This is a genomic window from Pseudazoarcus sp. NS34 (assembly GCF_059703725.1).
In genome coordinates, this window is sequence record NZ_BAAKIZ010000004.1 from 1 (window position 1) to 19,220 (window position 19,220).

19 protein-coding genes are annotated in these 19,220 nt (G+C 65.7%); 4 read left to right on the forward strand and 15 right to left on the reverse strand.

Features of this window, described 5'->3' with window-relative positions; translation table 11 throughout:
- The coding region (locus AC6H0N_RS13275) for a hypothetical protein (RefSeq protein ID WP_497574605.1) at positions 1 to 315 on the forward strand (315 nt) is incomplete at its 5' end.
- On the opposite strand, the gene dnaB is transcribed toward AC6H0N_RS13275, so the two are convergent.
- The 7 genes from dnaB to AC6H0N_RS13310 all read right to left on the reverse strand — a co-directional run bounded on the left by dnaB (position 309) and on the right by AC6H0N_RS13310 (position 8,079).
- Positions 309 to 1,697 carry a replicative DNA helicase gene (dnaB, locus tag AC6H0N_RS13280; RefSeq protein WP_497574606.1) on the reverse strand — a complete coding sequence of 463 codons (1,389 nt, stop codon included), beginning with the start codon at positions 1,695 to 1,697 and terminating at the stop codon, positions 309 to 311. The genes AC6H0N_RS13275 and dnaB overlap by 7 nt on opposite strands.
- A gap of 137 nt (positions 1,698 to 1,834) precedes the next feature.
- Positions 1,835 to 2,287 carry a 50S ribosomal protein L9 gene (gene rplI / locus AC6H0N_RS13285; RefSeq protein WP_497574607.1) on the reverse strand — a complete coding sequence of 151 codons (453 nt, stop codon included), beginning with the start codon at positions 2,285 to 2,287 and terminating at the stop codon, positions 1,835 to 1,837.
- Positions 2,288 to 2,299: 12 nt separating this feature from the next.
- Positions 2,300 to 2,575, reverse strand: a complete 276-nt coding sequence (rpsR, locus tag AC6H0N_RS13290; protein ID WP_497574608.1) for a 30S ribosomal protein S18 — start codon at positions 2,573 to 2,575, stop codon at positions 2,300 to 2,302.
- The gene (gene priB / locus AC6H0N_RS13295) at positions 2,535 to 2,891 is read right to left on the reverse strand and encodes a primosomal replication protein N (protein WP_497574609.1); all 357 of its coding nucleotides are present in this window, start codon (positions 2,889 to 2,891) and stop codon (positions 2,535 to 2,537) included. The genes rpsR and priB overlap by 41 nt, the downstream gene beginning before the upstream one ends.
- 10 nt (positions 2,892 to 2,901) lie before the next feature.
- Positions 2,902 to 3,288, reverse strand: coding sequence for a 30S ribosomal protein S6 (gene rpsF / locus AC6H0N_RS13300; protein WP_497574610.1), 387 nt, complete (start codon positions 3,286 to 3,288; stop codon positions 2,902 to 2,904).
- Positions 3,289 to 3,402: 114 nt separating this feature from the next.
- Positions 3,403 to 7,311, reverse strand: a complete 3,909-nt coding sequence (hrpA, locus tag AC6H0N_RS13305; RefSeq protein WP_497574611.1) for an ATP-dependent RNA helicase HrpA — start codon at positions 7,309 to 7,311, stop codon at positions 3,403 to 3,405.
- Positions 7,312 to 7,482: 171 nt separating this feature from the next.
- Entirely contained in the window at positions 7,483 to 8,079 is a 597-nt protein-coding gene (locus tag AC6H0N_RS13310; protein WP_497574612.1) for a Yip1 family protein, read from the reverse strand.
- 104 nt (positions 8,080 to 8,183) lie between these two features.
- On the opposite strand from AC6H0N_RS13310, the gene AC6H0N_RS13315 reads away from it, so the two are divergent.
- The gene (locus tag AC6H0N_RS13315; protein WP_497574613.1) at positions 8,184 to 8,687 is read left to right on the forward strand and encodes a DNA-deoxyinosine glycosylase; all 504 of its coding nucleotides are present in this window, start codon (positions 8,184 to 8,186) and stop codon (positions 8,685 to 8,687) included.
- Positions 8,684 to 9,922, forward strand: a complete 1,239-nt coding sequence (locus tag AC6H0N_RS13320; protein ID WP_497574614.1) for a TIGR03862 family flavoprotein — start codon at positions 8,684 to 8,686, stop codon at positions 9,920 to 9,922. The genes AC6H0N_RS13315 and AC6H0N_RS13320 overlap by 4 nt, the downstream gene beginning before the upstream one ends.
- Here AC6H0N_RS13320 and crcB read toward each other — a convergent pair.
- Complete coding sequence (crcB, locus tag AC6H0N_RS13325) at positions 9,903 to 10,295, reverse strand: fluoride efflux transporter CrcB (RefSeq protein WP_497574615.1); 393 nt, start codon at positions 10,293 to 10,295, stop codon at positions 9,903 to 9,905. The genes AC6H0N_RS13320 and crcB overlap by 20 nt on opposite strands.
- A gap of 12 nt (positions 10,296 to 10,307) precedes the next feature.
- Positions 10,308 to 11,447 carry a mechanosensitive ion channel family protein gene (locus AC6H0N_RS13330; protein ID WP_497574616.1) on the reverse strand — a complete coding sequence of 380 codons (1,140 nt, stop codon included), beginning with the start codon at positions 11,445 to 11,447 and terminating at the stop codon, positions 10,308 to 10,310.
- 133 nt (positions 11,448 to 11,580) lie between these two features.
- On the opposite strand from AC6H0N_RS13330, the gene AC6H0N_RS13335 reads away from it, so the two are divergent.
- Entirely contained in the window at positions 11,581 to 13,317 is a 1,737-nt protein-coding gene (locus AC6H0N_RS13335; protein WP_497574617.1) for a glutamine--tRNA ligase/YqeY domain fusion protein, read from the forward strand.
- A gap of 10 nt (positions 13,318 to 13,327) precedes the next feature.
- Here the strand turns inward: AC6H0N_RS13335 and mnhG are convergent, their stop codons facing one another.
- The 6 genes from mnhG to mbhE are packed head-to-tail and all read right to left on the reverse strand — an operon-like array spanning position 13,328 to position 19,153.
- Positions 13,328 to 13,702 carry a monovalent cation/H(+) antiporter subunit G gene (gene mnhG / locus AC6H0N_RS13340; protein ID WP_497574618.1) on the reverse strand — a complete coding sequence of 125 codons (375 nt, stop codon included), beginning with the start codon at positions 13,700 to 13,702 and terminating at the stop codon, positions 13,328 to 13,330.
- Positions 13,699 to 14,019: an MrpF/PhaF family protein gene (locus AC6H0N_RS13345; protein ID WP_497574619.1), complete on the reverse strand. Its 321-nt coding sequence runs from the start codon at positions 14,017 to 14,019 to the stop codon at positions 13,699 to 13,701. Before AC6H0N_RS13345 ends, mnhG begins: the two co-directional genes overlap by 4 nt.
- Complete coding sequence (locus AC6H0N_RS13350; RefSeq protein ID WP_497574620.1) at positions 14,009 to 14,518, reverse strand: Na+/H+ antiporter subunit E; 510 nt, start codon at positions 14,516 to 14,518, stop codon at positions 14,009 to 14,011. The genes AC6H0N_RS13345 and AC6H0N_RS13350 overlap by 11 nt, the downstream gene beginning before the upstream one ends.
- A gap of 2 nt (positions 14,519 to 14,520) precedes the next feature.
- Positions 14,521 to 16,017 (reverse strand): proton-conducting transporter transmembrane domain-containing protein, encoded by a 1,497-nt coding sequence (locus AC6H0N_RS13355; RefSeq protein WP_497574621.1) that lies wholly within the window; start codon positions 16,015 to 16,017, stop codon positions 14,521 to 14,523.
- On the reverse strand, positions 16,014 to 16,427 hold the full coding sequence (locus AC6H0N_RS13360) for a sodium:proton antiporter (RefSeq protein ID WP_497574622.1): 414 nt from the start codon (positions 16,425 to 16,427) through the stop codon (positions 16,014 to 16,016). The genes AC6H0N_RS13355 and AC6H0N_RS13360 overlap by 4 nt, the downstream gene beginning before the upstream one ends.
- On the reverse strand, positions 16,427 to 19,153 hold the full coding sequence (gene mbhE, locus AC6H0N_RS13365) for a hydrogen gas-evolving membrane-bound hydrogenase subunit E (protein WP_497574623.1): 2,727 nt from the start codon (positions 19,151 to 19,153) through the stop codon (positions 16,427 to 16,429). Before mbhE ends, AC6H0N_RS13360 begins: the two co-directional genes overlap by 1 nt.
- Positions 19,154 to 19,220: the final 67 nt, after the last annotated feature.

Below are 19,220 nucleotides of genomic sequence, written 5' to 3' on the forward strand. Positions count from 1 at the left end.
AGCCCGAAGGCCCCGTGGATCCACAATCAACCAAGCACCCACACTTATCGATTGTCCAAATTTTTAAAGAACCGCTGCCACCCGGCAGCGAAGAAGCGAGATTATGTACAACACCCACCTCCTCGTCAAGCCCCTCAGCACAATTTCTACAACCCGCTGAAGAACCCCTCAAACCTCTCAACTCCGCTAAACACAACACTTTCAGCGGCGAAGAGGGGCGCAGTATATAGAGCAGAAACGGGGCGTCAAGCGGTCAAACGCAACTTTCTCGCGGACGACCCGAACAGCATCGCCCGGGCCGATATGGATCAGTAGCTTACGCCTGAAGCGAAATTTTCGAAGCGCGTGCATTCGCCACGGAAAGTCAGCCTCACCATGCCGGTCGGGCCGTTTCGGTGCTTGCCGATGATGAGCTCAGCCGAGCCCTTTTCGGCCGAATCCGGGTTGTAGACCTCATCCCGGTAGATGAACATGATGATGTCCGCGTCCTGCTCGATGGCGCCGGATTCGCGCAAATCGGACATCACCGGCCGCTTGTTGGGGCGCTGCTCCAGGCTGCGGTTGAGCTGCGACAGCGCGATGATCGGAACATTGAGCTCTTTGGCCAACGACTTCACCGAGCGGGAGATATCGGAAAGCTCTGACGCGCGGTTGTCGCTATCGCGCACCCCCGTCATCAACTGCAGGTAGTCGATGACGATCAAACCCAGCGTGCCGCACTGGCGCGCAAGGCGCCGACAACGGGCGCGCAGATCGATCGGATTCAGTCCCGGCGTCTCGTCGATGAAGATCGGCGCGTCGTACAAGCGCCCCATTGCGGAAGTGAGGCGCTGCCAGTCGTCGTCGGTAAGCCGGCCGGTACGTAGCTTGGTCTGATCAATCCGGCCGATCGAGGAGATGAAACGCATCGCCAGCTGTGTTCCGGGCATCTCCATCGAGAAAATCGCCACCGGCAGCTTGCAGTCGACAGCGACGTGCTCAGCAATATTGAGCGCCAGCGTGGTCTTGCCCATGGCAGGACGCCCCGCGACCACGATCATGTCGGAAGGATGCAGGCCGGAGGTCTTCTCATCCAGGTCGGCAAGGCCCGTCGGCACGCCAGTGACCTCGTTGGGGTTGTCGCGGTCGTAGAGCTCCTGCACACGGTCAGCGACCTTCTGCAGCAACGGCTGGATGGACACGAAACCGCTCATGTCACGCGCACCCGCTTCGGCGATCTCGAAAACCTTGGCCTCGGCCTCGTCGAGCAAGGATTTGGCGTCACGCCCGGAGGGGTTCAGCGCACTCGCGGCAATCGAGTCCCCAACCGCCACCATCTTGCGCAGGATGGAGCGCTCGCGAACGATCTCGGCGTAACGCCGGATGTTGGCCGCGGACGGCGTGCTGTTGGCAATCTCGGCGATATAGGCGAGACCGCCGGCCTGCTCGGACTCATTGGACTTCTCGAGCGACTCGAACACGGTGACGACGTCGGCCGGCTTGCCGAGATCGACCAGCTTGGCGATGTGCGAATAGATGCGGCGGTGATCGTCACGATAGAAATCGGACGCCGACACCAGATCGGCAATGCGCTCCCACGCGGCGTTGTCGAGCAGGATGCCGCCGATCAGCGCCTGCTCCGCCTCGATCGAGTGCGGCGGGAGGCGGATCGATGCGATCTGCGGGTCTTCGGAGTAATCGGAACGGGACAGAGCCATCTTGCAACGCCGGACTGGAATTCGGAGGTCGATTCTAGCCCGGATGAGGCATGCCATGCCTGCGGATGCATTTCGCGCGCCACAAATGAAACGGGGCTGCCGAAGCAGCCCCGTTGCGCTTGCCTTGCGGCAGAAGCTTACTGCTGGTCGCCCAGCACCGACACGGTGATCGGAGCGATCACGTCGGAGTGCAGCGCCACGTCAACCTGCACGTCGCCAACCTGCTTGAGTGGGCCGTCCGGCAGGCGCAGCGCGCTGCGGTCGATATCAAAACCCTGACCCTGCAATGCTTCAGCGATGTCAGCGTTGCCGACCGAGCCGAACAGACGGCCGTCCATGCCGGCCTTGCGCACGATCTGAACGATCATGCCTTCCAGCTTGGTGGCAACCGCTTGAGCGGCGGCAAGCTTTTCAGCCTGCACGCGCTCGAGCTCGGCGCGGCGAGCTTCGAATTCGGCCTTGTTGGCTTCGGTCGCACGCTTGGCCTTGCCTTGCGGAATCAGGAAGTTACGGGCGTAGCCGTCCTTGACCTTGACGATATCGCCGAGACCACCGAGATTGACGACCTTCTCGAGGAGAATGATTTGCATGTCCGGTTCTCCTTACTGGTGCAGATCGGTGTAGGGCAGCAGGGCCAGGAAGCGGGCGCGCTTGATCGCGGCCGACAGTTGGCGCTGGTAGCCGGCCTTGGTGCCGGTGATACGTGCCGGCATGATCTTGCCGGTTTCGGTGATGAAGTCCTTCAGCAGATCGACATCCTTGTAGTCGATCTCTTCGATCTTCTCAGCCGTGAAGCGGCAGAACTTGCGACGCTTGAACAGACCGCCACCACGGCGATCATCCTTTTTCTTGAACTTGGACTTCGACTTGAAAGCCATTTTTCGTTCCTTCCAGAAATTCGATCTTGTCCAGGTGAAGAACCAGACTCCGGCTGCGCTGGCTGCGCGCCGCGAGGAATCCACTCACCCGCATTGACATTCCGGGGCTTGCTGCCGCCAGCACCTTGGCCAGCTCGCCGATCGCCACCGCCTGCAGTTCCATCGAAACCTGACGAGACATTCCAGCCTCGACCTGCTTCGACGTGTGCTTCAGACCGCATCCGCTGACCGGAATACCGGCCGGCGTCAGGCGCATCGGCTGCAACTCGACCAGTTCCGCCTCAAGGCAGAGCCGATTGAGCCCCGTATCCGTCACCTCGTGCCGCTCAGGCCTCGTCGCTGCTCGCGCTGTCGTCGTCACCTTCGGTGGCGACCGGGGTCAGCGAACGCGACTTCTCTTCCTTCATCATCGGCGAAGCTGCGGTAACCGCATCCTTACGCTGGGTGACGAGGTGGCGCAGCACGGCGTCGTTGAACTTGAAGGCATGCTCAAGTTCGGCGAGCGTTTCATTGCCGCACTCGATGTTCATCAGAACGTAGTGGGCCTTGTGCATTTTCTGGATCGGGTAAGCCATCTGACGACGACCCCAGTCTTCCAGACGGTGGATCTGACCACCGCTGCCGGTAACAAGCGCTTGGTAGCGCTCGATCATCGCCGGGACCTGTTCGGACTGGTCCGGGTGGACGATGAACACGATTTCGTAGTGTCGCATGCGTACTCCTTGTGGTTTAGGACAGCCCCCCGGCATGCGAAGTCCGGTGGAGCAAGGGAAAGCGCGCGAATTTAGCACGAAGCGGCGACAAATGAAAGACTTGCGCGCAGTGTTTCAGCGCGGGCGCGCATCCCAGATCTTCTGCAGGCGCTTCACACTGACCGGCATCGGCGTCTTCAGCTCTTGCGCGAACAGCCCCACACGCAATTCTTCCAGCAGCCAGCGGAATTCCTCCAACGCCGGCTCGACAACGCCGGCACGCAACCGCGTCATTCGCTCACGCTCGAAGGGCTGCGCCAGCGCACGCCACTCGGCCATCAATTGCGCGTCGCGCGCCGGATTGGCGCGCAGCTTGTCCAGGCGCAGCGTCGCGGCCTTGAGATAACGTGGGAAATGGGCCAGACGCTCCCACCGATTCACGAGCATGAAATCTTTCGCGAGCATCGCCGTCAGCTGCGCGCGAATGTCTTCGGCGACGTCCGGGAAACCTTTCAGGGCAGACAGGCGCTTCTCCAGCACCGCTCGCTCGGCCAGCACCTGCTGCGTCATGCGCATGAATTCCTGCGCCACCAGGCTCATGCGCGGCTTGGCCTCGCCGCAGCGCTTGGCAAAGGCCTCGGCGCCCTGCGGCAGCGGGTCGAGCAGGCACACGCGCTCAAGGGTCGCCGCCACCAATTGCGCCTTCAAATCAGCCTCGCTGCCGAACGGCAGGAAAGCCAGCGCCAGCTCGCGCAGCCCGGGCAAGCGTTCGATGGCGCGCACCTGGTCCTTCAGATTCAGCGCGAACAGCCGCGCCAGACCTTTGCGATGCACCCGCGCGGCCTCTTCCGGCGTATCGAAGGGGCGCAAGGAAACGCTGTCGCCATCGTCGTGCAGCGCCGGGAAGCCGATCACGTCGCGACCGGCCACCCGCACTTCGAGCAGTTCGGGCAGTTCGCCGAAGCTCCATGTCGTCAGACCGGACTGGCTGCTGGCGCCTGCGGCCTTGGCTGCAGGCGTTGTCGGCGCCGACTCTGCTGACACCTCAAGCTCGACCTGCGCCTTGCGAAAACGCTCGGCCACTTCACGGCCGAAACGCGCGCGCAGCTCCGCCAGATTGCGCGACTGCCCGAGCACACGCCCGTGCTCATCGATGACGCGGAAGTTCATCTGGCTGTGGGCCCGCAGGTTCTCCGCGCGGAAGGACTCCAGCGGCAGCTTCAGCGACACGCGCTCCTCGACGAATGTCTGCAGCGCGCGCAGCAAGGGTTCATCGCGCTCGAAGTCACCCGCCTCCGCTGTCGCAACAAACACCGCAGCGCTTTCGGACAAGGGCTGAAGGCGGTGGCGGTGCTTCTGCGGCACGGTCTTGAGCAGCGCCAGCACCTTCTCTTCGAGCAGGCCGGGCACCAGCCACTCGCAGCGCGCCGCGGGAATCTGGTTCAGCATGGCCAGCGGCACGGTCAGCGTCACGCCATCGTCGGCCGCGCCGGGCTCGTGCAAATACGACAGCTTTAGCTTCTGCCCGAGCACCTCGAACTGAGCCGGAAAGCGCTCAGTCGTGATGCCGGACGCCTCGTGGCGCATGAGCTGATCCCGCGTCAGATGCAGCAGCTTGGGCTCAGCCTTTTCGGCCGCCTTGCGCCAGGCCTCGAAACTGGGCACATCCACGACCTCGGCCGGAATGCGGTCGTCGTAGAAAGCCTCGATCAGCGCCTCATCCACCAGCACATCCGGGCGGCGCGACTTGTGCTCCAGCCGCTCGATCTCGGCGACCAGCTTCAGGTTGTGCTGCAGAAAGGCCATGCCGCGCGCCGGCCCGTCGGCGATCTCGCCCTGCACCAGCCCTTCGCGGATCAGCAGCTCACGGCACAGCGCGGGGTCGATGTCGCGGTAGCCGACGCCGCGCTGCACATACAGACTCAGCCCGTGCAGCGTGCCGCGCTCCCAGGCGCGCACGGCGCCGGCGCTCTTGGACCAATGAGGTTCGGACACCTGGCGCTTGATCAGATGCGCACCGACCTCCTCGACCCACTCCGGCTCGATGCGCGCGATACAGCGCCCGAACAGGCGCGAGGTTTCGACCAGTTCGGCGCACATCGTCCACTTGCCGGCCTTCTTCGCCAGCGCCGAGCCCGGGTGCGGCCAGAAGCGGATGCCGCGGGGGCCGACATAGCTGCCGGCCTGCGGCCCACTGGCGTCCTCGGCACGGACGCCGATGTTGCCGAGCAAGCCCGCCAGCAGCGCCTTGTGAATCGCCTCGTAGCCGGCCGGCAGCTGGTTCTCTTTCCAGCCGTGCTCGCCGCACAGCGTCGTCAGCTGGGCATGAACGTCGCGCCACTCGCGCATGCGCAAATGGCTCAGGAAATGCTGCTTGCACCAGGCTTTGAGGCGGCTGCCCGACTCGTGGCGCACGACCTCGTCCCAGGCCTTCCAGGCATTGCGATACCACAGAAATTCCGAGCGCTGATCCTGCTCGCCGCCGCGGAACCTGGCGTGCGCCTGATCGGCCGCGCCCGGCGATTCCTGCGGGCGCTCGCGCGGATCCTGCACCGCCAGCGCCGAGGCAATCACCAGCATCTCGGCCAGGCAGCCGCGATCTCGCGCGGCCAGAATCATGCGCCCGATGCGCGGATCGAGCGGCAAACGCGCCAGCTCTTCGCCGATCGGCGTGAGTTCGCGCGCATCGTCGTCGGTGACCGCGCCGAGTTCGGCCAGCAACTGGTAGCCGTCGGCGATCATCCGCGACTGTGGCGCATCGAGGAACGGGAAGTCTTCAACCGCGCCAAGGCGCAGCGACTTCATGCGCAGGATCACGCCCGCCAGCGAAGAACGCAGGATTTCCGGGTCGGTATGCTCGGGCCGCGCGTTGAAATCGTCCTCGGCGTAGAGACGGATGCACACGCCGTCCATGACGCGGCCGCAGCGCCCCGCCCGCTGCTTGGCGGCCGACTGGGCAATGGGCTCGACCTGCAGCTGCTCGACCTTATTGCGGTAGGAATAGCGTTTGACGCGCGCCAGACCCGTGTCGACGACGTAGCGGATGCCCGGCACGGTGAGCGAAGTCTCTGCCACGTTGGTTGCCAGCACTACGCGCCGGCCGCGCCCGCCCGAGAAAACGCGCGCCTGCTCCTGCGCCGACTGGCGCGCGAACAACGACAGGATTTCCATCGCCGCCGAATGCGGCGATTTGCGCAGCGCCTCGGCCGCCTCGCGGATCTCGCGCTCGCCGGGCAGGAACACCAGCACGTCGCCGGGGCCGATGCGCTGCGCCTCTTCCACCGCGTCTGCGATGGCTTCGGGCAGGTCGCGCCCCTTGTCGCGGCGGGCCTTGCTATCGTCCTCGACCGGGCGATAGCGCATCTCGATCGGATACAGCCGGCCCGACACCTCGATCACCGGCGGCGGCTTGCCGCCCACGGCGAAATGGCGCGCAAAACGCTCGGCGTCAAGCGTGGCCGAGGTGACGATGATCTTCAGATCCGGCCGGCGCGGCAGCAGCGTGCGCAGGTAGCCGAGCAGAAAGTCGATGTTGAGGCTACGCTCGTGCGCCTCGTCGATGATGATCGTGTCGTAGGCCGACAACGACGGATCACCCTGCGTCTCGGCGAGCAGGATGCCGTCGGTCATCAGCTTGATATAGCTGGTGGGTTTGAGCCGGTCGGTAAAGCGGATCTTGTAGCCGACTGCCTCGCCCAGCTCGCTTTTGAGCTCTTGCGCAATGCGCGTGGCAGTGGCGCGCGCAGCAATGCGTCGCGGCTGGGTGTGGCCGATCAGGCCGGAGGCGCCGCGGCCCAGTTCCAGGCAGATCTTCGGCAACTGCGTGGTCTTGCCCGAGCCGGTCTCGCCGCTCACGATGACCACCTGATGGTCGCGAATGGCGGCGGCGATCTCGTCGCGCTTCTGCGTGACCGGCAGTTCGGGCGGGAAATCGGGCTTCGGCAGTTTCGCCGTGCGCTCAGCCAGCAGGCCGCGCGAGCGCTGCTGCAACGCGTCGAAATCCGCCTGCAGCTTCTGTGGACGGTCGCCCTTCTCGCGCGCCATACGCCGCTCGAGCGCATGCAGACGCGGCCGGTCTGCGCTCAGGCAATCGGCAAAACGGATTTCACGGGGGGAGTCGGTGGCGGAACTCAAAGCGCGGGCGAAAGCGAGGTCGGGGTAAGTACAGGCCGGCGATTATGCCAGACCCAACCCCCGCGCCCGCCCGCGTTGCGGTCAGCGCAAGCCCACGACCATGCTCAGGATCAGCGACAGGATCACCATCAGCGCCGCCCAGGCGATGACGCCTGCCATCAGCACGAAGGTGCCCATCACCCGCGCCCGACTGTGGCTGTCGAGGCGGAACAAGGGGTACACGCCGTGGTAGATCAGCGCCGCCGAGGCCACCCAGGCCGTGAGCATCACGACCATGTTGAACCACACCGAGGGCACCAGCAGCGCCAGCGATCCGATCCATAGCGGCGTCGGCGCAATCGCCGCCAGCATGAAGGCTTCCTCGTAGCTTGGCGTCGCGTCGACCACGTCGCCCATCTGCTGGATCATCGATGCCATCAGCGCAACCATGCCGAGCTCGATGACGAAGAACACCACCCCCACGCCCACCGCCTCGGCCGTCGAGATCTGCGGCACCACCGCCGGCAGCACCGAGCCCGGCGTGATGGCCATGGCGTACATGAACATCACCGCCGGCACCAGCGACATCGGCGCCACGTACATCCACATCAGCCGATTGACGCCCGGATGCATGCGCATCAGCTCGTGCCAACCTTCGGAATACGAATAGACCATCTTCTGGAAATTGTGCGTATCCATGACTGCCCCTCCAAATGTGAGCCGGAACGCCACCCGGAATTCAGTATAGGAGGCGATTCGCACGACTTCACGGCACAATGTCGGCCCGTGCCCCGAACACGCCGATGACCCGACTACAGGCCTTCCCCCCCGTTGCACACGACGATGCGCACACGCTGATCCTCGGCAGCATGCCGGGCACGGCGTCGCTGACGGCCGGGCAGTACTACGCCCATCCGCGCAACCTGTTCTGGCCCATCGTCGGAGAACTGCTCGGCTTCGACGCGAGCGCGCCCTACGCGTCGCGCATCGAAGCGCTCAGCGCCCGCGGCTACGCATTGTGGGACGTGCTCAGCGGCTGTCGTCGCGCCGGCAGCCTGGATAGTGCGATCGAGGCCGACTCGCTCGAAATCAACGACTTTGCGAATTTTCTCGCCAGCCACCCGCGCATCGACCGGGTGTTCTTCAACGGAACGTTCGCCGCCACGCTGTTTCGACGCCGTGTCGTGGCAACACTCGGCGAGCAGGCTGCGCGCCTGCAGCTCACCCGCCTGCCTTCCACCAGCCCTGCCAACGCTGGCGTATCGCTGGCAGACAAGTGCGCCGCGTGGGCGGCCATCCTGCGATGAGCGTCCGTCATATCGAAGTCGCCGTCATCGGCGGCGGTCCGGCAGGGCTTGCGGCGGCGGAAGTGATCTCGGCCGCAGGCCATCCGGTCGAGGTCTTCGACGCCATGCCGTCGCCGGGCCGCAAGTTTCTCCTCGCCGGCATCGGCGGGTTGAACCTCACACACTCCGAACCATCCCCCGATTTCGTTGCGCGCTATGCCGAAGGCGCCGCACAACTCGCCCCCCTGCTTGACGCTTTCGGCGCCAACGCGCTGCGCAGTTGGGCTGCCGAACTGGGCATCGACACCTTCGTCGGCAGCTCGGGACGCGTCTTCCCGACGCAAATGAAGGCCGCGCCCTTGCTGCGCGCCTGGCTGCACCGGCTGCGCGAGGCCGGTGTGCGGCTCAATGTGCGTCACCGCTGGCAAGGCTGGGACGGCGAGCACCTGCGATTCACCACGCCCGACGGCGAGATCGCTGTGGCCGCGCACGCCGTCGTGCTGGCACTGGGCGGCGGCAGTTGGGCGCGGCTGGGTTCGGATGGCGCCTGGATGCCGTGGCTGGCTGCGCATGGCGTGGACACCGCCCCGCTGCGGCCCGCCAACTGCGGCTTCGATGTGGACTGGAGCGAGCATTTCCGCGAGCGCTTTGCCGGGCAACCGCTGAAGAACATTGCCGCCCACTTCAACGACCCGCTTGGGCACGAGCATCAGCGCGCTGGCGAATGCGTGATCACCGCCAGCGGCATCGAAGGCGGACTGATCTACGCGCTGTCGGCCGCGCTGCGCGACGCCCTCGAAACGCGGGGCGAGGCCACCCTGCATGTCGACCTGGCGCCGAACCGCAGCCTGGAACGGCTGCGCGAGGATCTGGCGCGGCCGCGCGGTCGTCGCTCACTGGCCAGTCATCTGCACGGCAAGGCCGGCATCGACGGCGTGAAGGCCGGTTTGCTGCGCGAATGCACGCCGCGCGAGGTCATGGACGACCCCGCGCAACTGGCCGCCGCCATCAAGCACCTGCCGGTCCGGCTGCTGCGCCCGCGCCCGCTGGACGAGGCCATCAGCAGCGCCGGCGGCGTGCGCCTTGATGCGCTGGATGACGATCTGATGCTCAAAGCGATGCCGGGCACCTTCTGTTGCGGCGAGATGCTCGACTGGGAAGCGCCAACCGGCGGCTATCTGCTCACTGCCTGCTTTGCCACCGGGCGCCGCGCGGGTGAAGGGGCTCTGCGCTGGCTCAAGCGCGCAGCGACATGACCAGCGTGTAGCCGGCCCAGGCCATCGCCAGCGAGCCGGCCACGTGCGCGGCCATATGCGCCGCGAGCCAGCCCCACTCGCCACGCTGCATCAGGTGCAGGCCTTCGGCGGAGAAGGTCGAGAAGGTGGTCAGGCCACCGAGCAGACCGGTGGTGAGGAACAGCTTGGCCGCCACCGACAGCGTCGGCAGCGTCTGGATCAAGGCCAACACCGCGCCCATCAAACCGCCGCCAATCAGGTTGGCCACCAGCGTGCCGAGCGGCAGCGGCGCGAACCACGGGTTCATCAGCAAGCCCAGCCCCCAGCGCAGCCAGGCCCCCAGGGCGGCGCCGATTCCGACGGCGAGAAAGGCGGGAAGGCTGGCCGGGCTCATTGGCGCATTCCGTCAGGCGGCGCCCGGCTCGGCCGGTGGCGCTTCTGCGGCGGCCTCCATGCGTATGCCTTCGGGCAGATGCAGCGTGCGGGTCGGGAAGGCAATCTCGGCGCCGTGGCCCTCGATGATCTCGCCGATCTTGAGCAGCACGTCCTGCTTGACCTCGTGGTAGCGCACCCACTGCGTCGTGCGCGTGAAGGTGTACACCATGATGTCGAGCGAGGAGTTGTTGTACTGGTTGAAGTTCACGATCAGCGTCTGATTGGTGTCGATCTCGTCGTGACCGCGCAGCATTTCGCGGATGCCGTCGACGATGGGCGCAACCACGTGGAAGTCGTCGTAGCGTACGCCAATGGTCTCGTAGATGCGGCGGTTGGTCATGCGCGAGGGGTTCTCGACGGTGATCTGCGTGAACACCATGTTGGGCACGTAGATCGGGCGCTTGTCGAAAGTGCGGATGCGGGTCACGCGCCAGCCGATGCGCTCGACCGTGCCCTCGATGTCACGGTCGGGCGAGCGCACCCAGTCGCCGATGGCGAAGGGCCGGTCGAGATACACCATCAGGCCACCGAAGAAGTTGGCGAGCAGATCGCGCGCGGCAAAACCGATGGCGATACCGCCGATGCCGCCGAAGGCCAGCACGCCCGATACCGAGAAGCCCAGGCTCTGCAGCACCACCAGCGTGGCGGTGATGATGACCGAGATGCGCAACAGCTTGCCCACCGCATCCACCGTGGTGCGGTCGATGGGCCGCTCACGTGCGAGCTGATGGGCGACCACCGCCTCCTCGGCGTTGACCAGAAAGCCGTAGAGGAACCAGGTAAAGCAGAAGATCACGCCGACGGTGCGCAGGGGCTCGAAGAACTCCAGCAGCGGCGCTTCGGTGGCGGTATAGATGATGCGTGCCGCAAACGTCAGGCCGACGACCCACGCCAGCAGCGCGGCCGGCTTGCGTATGGCCGAGACCAGCGCATGACGCCACGGCGTCTCCGGGCCGGCACGCCGTTCGAGCCGCTCGAGGCTGCGCCGGATGAGGAAGTTGGCCACGACCACCAGCAGCACCACCACGAACACCTGCAGAATCAAGGGCCAGCCGCTGTTCTCGCTGGTCAGCCACTGCATCAGTCGGTCGGTGATCTGCTGCCACTCCATCAGCCTGCTCTCCTGCGTCGGAAACCCTGGAGTTTAACGCACTCCCCCGCAGCCCCGCGCCGGGGCCGGTCATCCGCGCTAGAATCGCGCCTTGCGATTCCGCCTGCATCACCGACCACCGAGGCCTATTCCCGTGTCTGATCCCCGCGCCAGCGACGCCGCTCCTGCCACGCCCGGAAACTTCATCCGCAGCATCATCGAAGACGATAACCGCAGCAGCAAGTGGGGCGGCCGTGTCGAAACCCGCTTCCCGCCGGAGCCCAACGGCTACCTGCACTACGGCCATGCCAAGTCGATCTGCCTGAATTTCGGGCTGGCCGAGTACTACGGTGGCGAATGCCATCTGCGCTTTGACGACACCAACCCGGAGAAGGAAGACCAGGAGTACGTCGACGCCATCATCGACGCGGTGAGTTGGCTCGGCTACGACTGGGGCAAGCACCTGTACTTCGCGTCGGATTATTTCGAGACCATGTATCAGTGCGCCGTGAACCTGATCAAGGCCGGCCGTGCCTACGTCGACTCACTGCCTGCGGACGAGATGCGCGCACTGCGCGGCACGCTGACCGAGCCCGGCCGCGACAGCCCCTTCCGCACGCGCACGGTCGAAGAGAACCTTGATCTGTTCCGCCGCATGCGCGACGGCGAGTTCGCCGATGGCACGCATGCGCTGCGCGCCAAGATCGACATGGCCAGCCCCAACATCAATCTGCGCGACCCGGTGATCTACCGCATCCGCCGCGCCGCCCACCACCGCACCGGCGACCGCTGGTGCGTGTACCCGCTGTACACCTTCGCGCACCCTATCGAGGACGCCATCGAGAACATCACGCACTCGCTGTGCACGCTCGAGTTCGAAGATCAGCGCCCGTTCTACGACTGGCTGCTCGAAACGCTGGCCGAAACCGGCATGTTCGAACGCCCGATGCCGCAGCAGATCGAGTTCGCCCGCCTCAACCTCAATTACATGGTGCTGTCCAAACGCAAGCTGATTCAGCTCGTCGAAGAAGGCCATGTAAACGGCTGGGACGACCCGCGCCTGCCGACGCTGGTCGGGGCACGCCGCCGCGGCTTCACGCCGGAGGGCTTCCGCATGTTTGCCGAACGCATCGGCGTGTCCAAATCCGACTCGTGGATCGACATGAGCGTGCTCGAGGAGTGCATGCGCGAGCATCTCAACGAAGCCGCCGAGCGCCGCGTTGCGGTGCTCGACCCGCTCAAGCTGATCATCACCAACTATCCGCAGGGCGGTGAGGAGCTATGCGAGGCGCCCAACCACCCGCTCAAGCCGGAACTGGGCAAGCGCGAGATGCCGTTCAGCCGCGAGTTGTGGATCGAGCGCGAAGACTTCATGGAAGAGCCGGTAAAGGGCTTCCGTCGCCTGTTCCCGGACAACCTGGTGCGCCTGCGCTACGGCTACGTCGTGAAATGCACCGGCTGCGAGAAAGACGCCTCTGGCAACGTTACCGCGGTGCTGGCCGAATACATGCCGGACTCCAAGAGCGGCACGCCGGGCGCGGACAACTACAAGGTCAAGGGCAACCTGCACTGGGTGTCGGCTGCGCACGGCTACCAAGCCGAGGTTCGGCTGTACGACCGGCTGTTCGCCTATCCGAATCCGGGCGCGCGACGCGAAGGCGACGCCCCGGAGCTGGAACGCAGCTTCGTCGATGACCTCAATCCGGACTCGAAGAACCTCATCACCGCCTGGCTGGAGCCCTCGCTGCGCCGCGCACGGCCGGAGGAGCGCTTCCAGTTCGAACGCCACGGCTACTTCGTGGCCGACCGCGTTGATTCGCAGGACGGCGCGCCGGTGTTCAACCGCACGGCAACGCTGAAGGATTCCTGGGCGAAGGCCGCAGGCCAGTAAGCCGACGGGTTCAGTCGGCGGCCTGATCCGGCTTGCCGGCTTCAGCCGCCCGCCTCTCCCGCTCCGCCAGCGCGTCGCCGAGCGGCCCCAGCACCGGCTTGAAGCCGGCGCGATAGGCCGCACGCGATACCGCGTGTGCGGCCAGCGGTGCCGTGGCAAGCAGTACGACGATGGCGAGCAGGGCTTCCAGCGCGGCTTCGCCGTTCGACGCGGCCGCCACGCCCCCCAGAATCAGCATGGCTCCGAGCGCACCGGCCTTGCTCGCGGCGTGCATGCGGCTGTAGCAGTCAGGCAGGCGGCTCACCCCGATCGCTCCGAGCAGGCTGAACAGCCCTCCCAGAACGAACAGCGCCGAGGCAATCCAGGGCATCAGTGAAGCACTCATTTGTGCTCCTCCCCGGACGTCATGCCCGTGTCGTCCACCTCGGTATCCTTGCGGAACAGCAGCGTAAATCCGACCGTACCGAGGAACGACACCAGCGCCAGCACCACCGCGACATCGAGGAACACCGATTGGGTCGTCAGCGCCGCCACGGTGGCAATCGCGGCCACGCCGAGCAAAGTCAGTGCATCAATGGCCACCACGCGGTCAGCCCCGGTCGGGCCGCGCAACAGGCGCAGCAACACCAGCGCACCGCTCACTCCGAGCAGCACCACAACCAGCGGCAGCACCCAGAAGGCTCCGGCAAGTTCAACCGTCATCGAATTTCTCCCGTGCAGTAGCCGGCGAATCGCCGGCGTCGATCCACGCCAGCAATCGCGCTTCGATCTCGCGCACTCCACGCTCGATTTCATCCGTCGCAGCGGCGTCGAGTGCGTGTACGTACATCACCCCGGATTCAGGGTCGTAGTCCATTGCCATGGTCCCCGGTGTCAGCGTCAGCAGGCAGCCGACCAGCGTCGCAATGCGCTCGTCCGGCCGCAACAGTCGGATCGCCACAATCGCCGGCTGCGGCCGGCCATTCAGACCGAACACCACGCGCGCCACGTCCACACTCGCGCGCACCACTTCCCACGCAAACCAGAACACGAAGCCGGTACCCAGCTCAAGGCGGCGCACATATGGCCGGATACCCATCAGGCCAGCGCCCAGCTTGAGTACCAGATAGACCAGCAGGGCCGACACCGTCACCCCGGTGAGCGTCAGCGCGTTGGAAAAGGCAGCCAGCACGGCGGCCAGCAGAAGATGGATTCCAAGCATGCCTAGTCCCCTCCCGCGTGCGCCATGCGCTGCAGATACGCCGTCGGCTCGGCGAGCTGTGCGGCCGCAGCGATGGCGTAGTTCATGACCGGGCCGGCGCCGAGGCCGATCACCACCGTAAGCGCCGCCAGCGCGCTCACCGCCCACCATGCGCCGCGCATGCCCGGCACCGGCCGAATGGCAGCCTCGCCCTGCGGATGCGCCTTGAGAAAGGCCTCGTTCCAGATCTTGCTCATCGACAACAGTGTCAGGATGCCGGTGATCAGCGCGATCGCCGCAGCCCACCAGAAGCCGCCCTCCAGACTGGCCTTGACCAGCACCAGCTTGGCCCAGAAGCCGGACAGCGGCGGGATGCCCGCCAGCGACAGTGCCGGAATCGCGAACAGGATCGCCAGCATCGGCCACTTGGCGTAAAGCCCGCCCATTGCCGCGAGCCGCTCCGAGCCGGTCAGGCGCGCGGCAATGCCGCCGACGAAGAACAGGTTGGCTTTCACCACAATGTGATGAATCAGGTAGAACACCGCCCCCGCAAGCGCCAGCGGCGTGGCCAGCGCGAGGCCGAGGATCATGTAGCCGACCTGACTGACGATGTGGAAGGACAGAATGCGCCGCACCTCGTTCTGCGCCGCCGCGCCCAGCACGCCGATCAGCATCGTCGCGCAGGCGATCCACAGCAGCACCACATGGGCGTCGCCGAACTCCGGCCACATCAGCGTCACCAGCCGGATCAGCGCATACACGCCGACCTTGGTCAGCAGGCCGGCGAACAGCGCAGAGGCCGGCGTCCACGCCACGTGGTAGGACGCCGGCAGCCAGCCGAACACCGGGAACAGCGCGGCCTTGATCGAGAACGACAGCAGCATCAGCACGACCGCCATGGTCGAGCCGGGCGGTATCTCGCCGGAGCGGAAGATGATGGCCAGCTCGCCCATGTTGAGCGTGCCGGTGGCGCTGTAGATCATGCCGGCCGAGAGCAGAAAGATCAGCGTCGCAACGAGGTTGAGCACCACGTAGGTCATGGTGCCAGCCAGCCGGCGGCGCCCACCGCCCAGCGAGATCAGCGCGAACGAGCCGATCAGCAGCACCTCGAACCACACGTAAAGGTTGAACACGTCGGCCGTGATGAAAGCGCCACACACGCCGCACAACAAGCCGTGCACGAAGAGGTGGAAGTCGCGTGCGACCTCGGCCTCACCTTCGCGGCGGATGCCGTACACCACGGTCGCCAGACCGATTGCACCGGTAATTGCGATCATCGCTGCGGATAACCGGTCGATCACCGCCGAGATGCCATAGGGCGCCTTCCAGTCGCCAAGCTGACCGGCCAGCACCACGTCCGACGCAGCAATGCCGACCAGCGCCAGCCCGACCACCAGCAACGCGGCGGCGCCCAGCACGCTGACGATACGCACCAGATCGTGACGCGGGCGCAGCAGCAGACACAGCACGAGCGTGGCGAGGGGCACCGCCATCGGCGCCACGAGAAGGAAATCGCTCATGCGCGCGCCTCCGCGTCTTTGCCGCTCTCATCCTGGGTGCTCTCGTCGTCACGCCCGTCCGGCGCCGGTTCCTCGGTGGCCGCGGTTACGAAGTCGGTCGTGGTCATGCCGTGTGTCTCGCGCACGCTCTTGAGCACGGCCAGCGCAAACACGAACAGGCCGAAGCCGATCACGATGGCGGTCAGCACCAGCGCCTGCGGCAACGGGTTGGCCGGATCCGGCGGCACGCCGGTGGCCGACACGAAGGCGGCCGATTCGCCGAAATAGCGTCCCGAGGTCAGCACGCCGAGGTTGATGGCATTGCCGATGATGGCCACGCCCAGCACGACGCGCACCAGGTTGCGGTCAAGCAGCATCCACATACCAATTCCGGACAGGCCGCCCACCGTCAATGCAGCGATGATTTCCATCAGTTGGCCCTCCCGGCAAGACGTTGCACCATGTGCATGACCGATCCGAAGACGGTCAGGAACACCCCTACGTCAAACAGCAGCGGCGTGCCCAGCTTGAGCCCCGCCGGCGCAAACCACAGCCCGGTCAGAAACGGCTGGCCGGCAACCAGACCGAGCAAACCCGCCAGCAAGGCAATCCCCAGCCCGGCGCCGATCAGCCGCGGCGGCGAGGTCCACATGAGCTCGCGCGCAACGCGGTTGCCAAACGACAGCACCAGCAGGATGAAACCAATGGCGCCGACCAGCCCGCCGATGAAACCGCCGCCCGGCAGGTGATGCCCGCGCCACAACAGGATCAGCGACACCAGCATCAGCACCGCCGCAAACGGCCGCAGGCCCTGCCGCAACAGCGGCGAAGCGAACTCCGGCTCGGGGCGTTCGTGCAGGTCTGCAGGCTTGCCGCCACTCAACAGCGTCGCCGCGGCCAGCGCGGCCAAGGCCACCACGAGGATCTCGCCCAGCGTGTCGAAAGCGCGGAAGTCCACCAGGATGACGTTCACCACATTGCTGCCGTGACCACCGGGATAGCTGTTGGCGAGGAACCACTCGGCGATGTTGCCCGGCAGCGGATGATCCACCGCAGCGATCAGCGCGCCGGCCACGGCCAGCCCGAACAGCACCGAAATCACGGCGTGGAACACGCGCACCGAGGCGTGGCGCGCGCCGATGCGCGGCACGCGCGGCATGCTGCGGAACACAAAGGCCAGGAACACCACGCTCAGCGTCTCGACCATCAACTGCGTAATCGCCACATCCGGCGCGTTGGCCGAAAGGAAGATCAGCGCCAGGCCAAGGCCGCTGGCACCCAGCGCGGTGACCAGCGCCAGCCGTCCGCGCATCACGGCCGCCGCGGCCGCGCCCGCCAGCGCCAGCAGACAGCCCGCCAGGCCTGGCAGCGTGATCTCGGAATACACGCCGCCCGACAGCAGGTTCTCGTCGCTGACGATCAGCGCCACCAGCACCACGGCGCTGAAAACCAGGCACATCATCGTCATGTGCAGGCGCAGCGAACCGTGCTGGAAATTGGCTGCGATGCTGCCGGCGAAGGCGAACACGCGCTTGAGCAGCCGGTCCCACAGCATGTCGCCACTGACGTTCCACAGCACCCGCCAGCGCGCGATGTGTCTCCGCACGAGATGCCGATAGCCGTAGAACAGCGCGCCCAGCGCAACGGTCACCACGCTCGCCAGCACCGCCGGCGTGATGCCGCCCCACAGGTAGAGCTTGACGTCCACTTCGCCGCGCGCCACCGACTGCACGGCGGCATTCACGATCCAGGTTTCCGGCCAGTCATTCCACGCGCCGAGTACGAAGCCGCCAACGGCCAGCAGCACGGGGCCGAGCCACATCGGCAGCGAGACCTCGTGCGGATGAGGGTTGGGGTACGGCCCTTCCTTGCCGAGGAAGGTACGGATGAACACCAGCCCCGCCGCCGCCAGCAACAAGGCATTGGTCAGGATCATCGCCAGCGTCACGACCCAGCCGACCATGCCCATCTCGATCAGGCCGGCATACTTGAATTCCTTGGCAATGAAGCCGAAGAACGGTGGCAAGCCGGCATTGGAGAAGGCCGCCAGCGCCACCGCTGCGCCGGTCAGCGGCATGTAGCGGATCAGCCCGCCGAGCTTGGACAGCTCGCGCGTACCGGTGGAGTGATCGACGGCGCCCACCGCCATGAACAGCGCGCCCTTGTACAGCGAGTGCGCCAGCAGATACAGCACGAAGGCCTGCAGGCCGTAGGTGGTGTTGGTGCCGATCAGCATGGTCAGCTGACCCAGCACGGTCACCGTGGTGTAGGCCAGCAGGCGCTTGAGGTCGGTCTGGCGGATGGCCAGCACCGCACCGACGATGGCGGTGACCGCGCCGAAGGCGACCAGGATCATGCTCCAGCCGCCGTCGCCACCCATCACCGGGTTCAGACGTGCCATCAGATACACACCGGCCTTCACCATGGTCGCCGAGTGCAGGTACGCCGATACCGGCGTCGGTGCGTTCATGGCATTGGGCAGCCACAGGTGGAACGGCACCTGGGCGGACTTGGTGAAGCAGCCCAGCAGCACCAACACCATGATGGCGTAGAAGGCCGGATGCGCTTCGATGGCGGCGATATCCAGCCCGGAGAAGGTCCAGCCGTTGCCGGCCGCGCCCAGCAGCAGCAAACCCGCCAGCAGCGCCAGCCCGCCCCCACCGGTGATCAGCAGCGCCTGCAGCGCCGCGCGGCGCGATACCGCGCTCTCATGCTGGAAGGCGATCAGCAGGAAGGAGGTGACGCTGGTCAACTCCCAGAACACGAACATCACGATGAGATCGTCGGCCAGCACCAGGCCGAGCATGGCCATCATGAACAGCAGCAGATAGGCGTAGAAACGCCCCAGATGGCGGTGGTCGTGCAGATAGGCGCCGGCATACAGCACGATCAGCGTGCCAATGCCGGTAACCAGCAATGCAAACAGCAGTGACAGCCCGTCCAGCCGCAGCGTCAGCGCGGTATCGAGCGCCGGCACCCACTGCATGGATTCGACGATGGCATGGCCAGCCGCCACCGTCGGGATACACGAGACAAACCACAGAAACGCGCCGAATGGCGCAACCGCCAGCAACCAGCCGGCCCGCTCACCCAGTCGGCTCGCGAACAGCGGCCCCAGCAGCGCAGAGAACGCAATTGCCGCGACCGCGCTCAGCATGACGCCCCCTTGCAGGGAACACCTGAATGCATGCCCGTCCCTCCCACTTCGGTCCGCCTGCAAGGCG

Coding starts and splice junctions, on each gene's coding strand:
- crcB (WP_497574615.1), bottom strand. CDS start 10,295: ATGAGCCCGGCCAGCCTTCCCGCCTTTCTCGCCGTCGGAATCGGCGCC.
- AC6H0N_RS13360 (WP_497574622.1), bottom strand. CDS start 16,427: ATGGAAATCATCGCTGCATTGACGGTGGGCGGCCTGTCCGGAATTGGT.
- AC6H0N_RS13355 (WP_497574621.1), bottom strand. CDS start 16,017: ATGAGCGATTTCCTTCTCGTGGCGCCGATGGCGGTGCCCCTCGCCACG.
- mnhG (WP_497574618.1), bottom strand. CDS start 13,702: ATGAGTGCTTCACTGATGCCCTGGATTGCCTCGGCGCTGTTCGTTCTG.
- AC6H0N_RS13315 (WP_497574613.1), top strand. CDS start 8,184: ATGACCCGACTACAGGCCTTCCCCCCCGTTGCACACGACGATGCGCAC.
- dnaB (WP_497574606.1), bottom strand. CDS start 1,697: ATGGCTCTGTCCCGTTCCGATTACTCCGAAGACCCGCAGATCGCATCG.
- rplI (WP_497574607.1), bottom strand. CDS start 2,287: ATGCAAATCATTCTCCTCGAGAAGGTCGTCAATCTCGGTGGTCTCGGC.
- AC6H0N_RS13320 (WP_497574614.1), top strand. CDS start 8,684: ATGAGCGTCCGTCATATCGAAGTCGCCGTCATCGGCGGCGGTCCGGCA.
- mbhE (WP_497574623.1), bottom strand. CDS start 19,153: ATGCTGAGCGCGGTCGCGGCAATTGCGTTCTCTGCGCTGCTGGGGCCG.
- hrpA (WP_497574611.1), bottom strand. CDS start 7,311: ATGGCGCGCGAGAAGGGCGACCGTCCACAGAAGCTGCAGGCGGATTTC.
- rpsF (WP_497574610.1), bottom strand. CDS start 3,288: ATGCGACACTACGAAATCGTGTTCATCGTCCACCCGGACCAGTCCGAA.
- AC6H0N_RS13350 (WP_497574620.1), bottom strand. CDS start 14,518: ATGCTTGGAATCCATCTTCTGCTGGCCGCCGTGCTGGCTGCCTTTTCC.
- rpsR (WP_497574608.1), bottom strand. CDS start 2,575: ATGGCTTTCAAGTCGAAGTCCAAGTTCAAGAAAAAGGATGATCGCCGT.
- AC6H0N_RS13310 (WP_497574612.1), bottom strand. CDS start 8,079: ATGGATACGCACAATTTCCAGAAGATGGTCTATTCGTATTCCGAAGGT.
- AC6H0N_RS13330 (WP_497574616.1), bottom strand. CDS start 11,447: ATGGAGTGGCAGCAGATCACCGACCGACTGATGCAGTGGCTGACCAGC.
- AC6H0N_RS13345 (WP_497574619.1), bottom strand. CDS start 14,019: ATGACGGTTGAACTTGCCGGAGCCTTCTGGGTGCTGCCGCTGGTTGTG.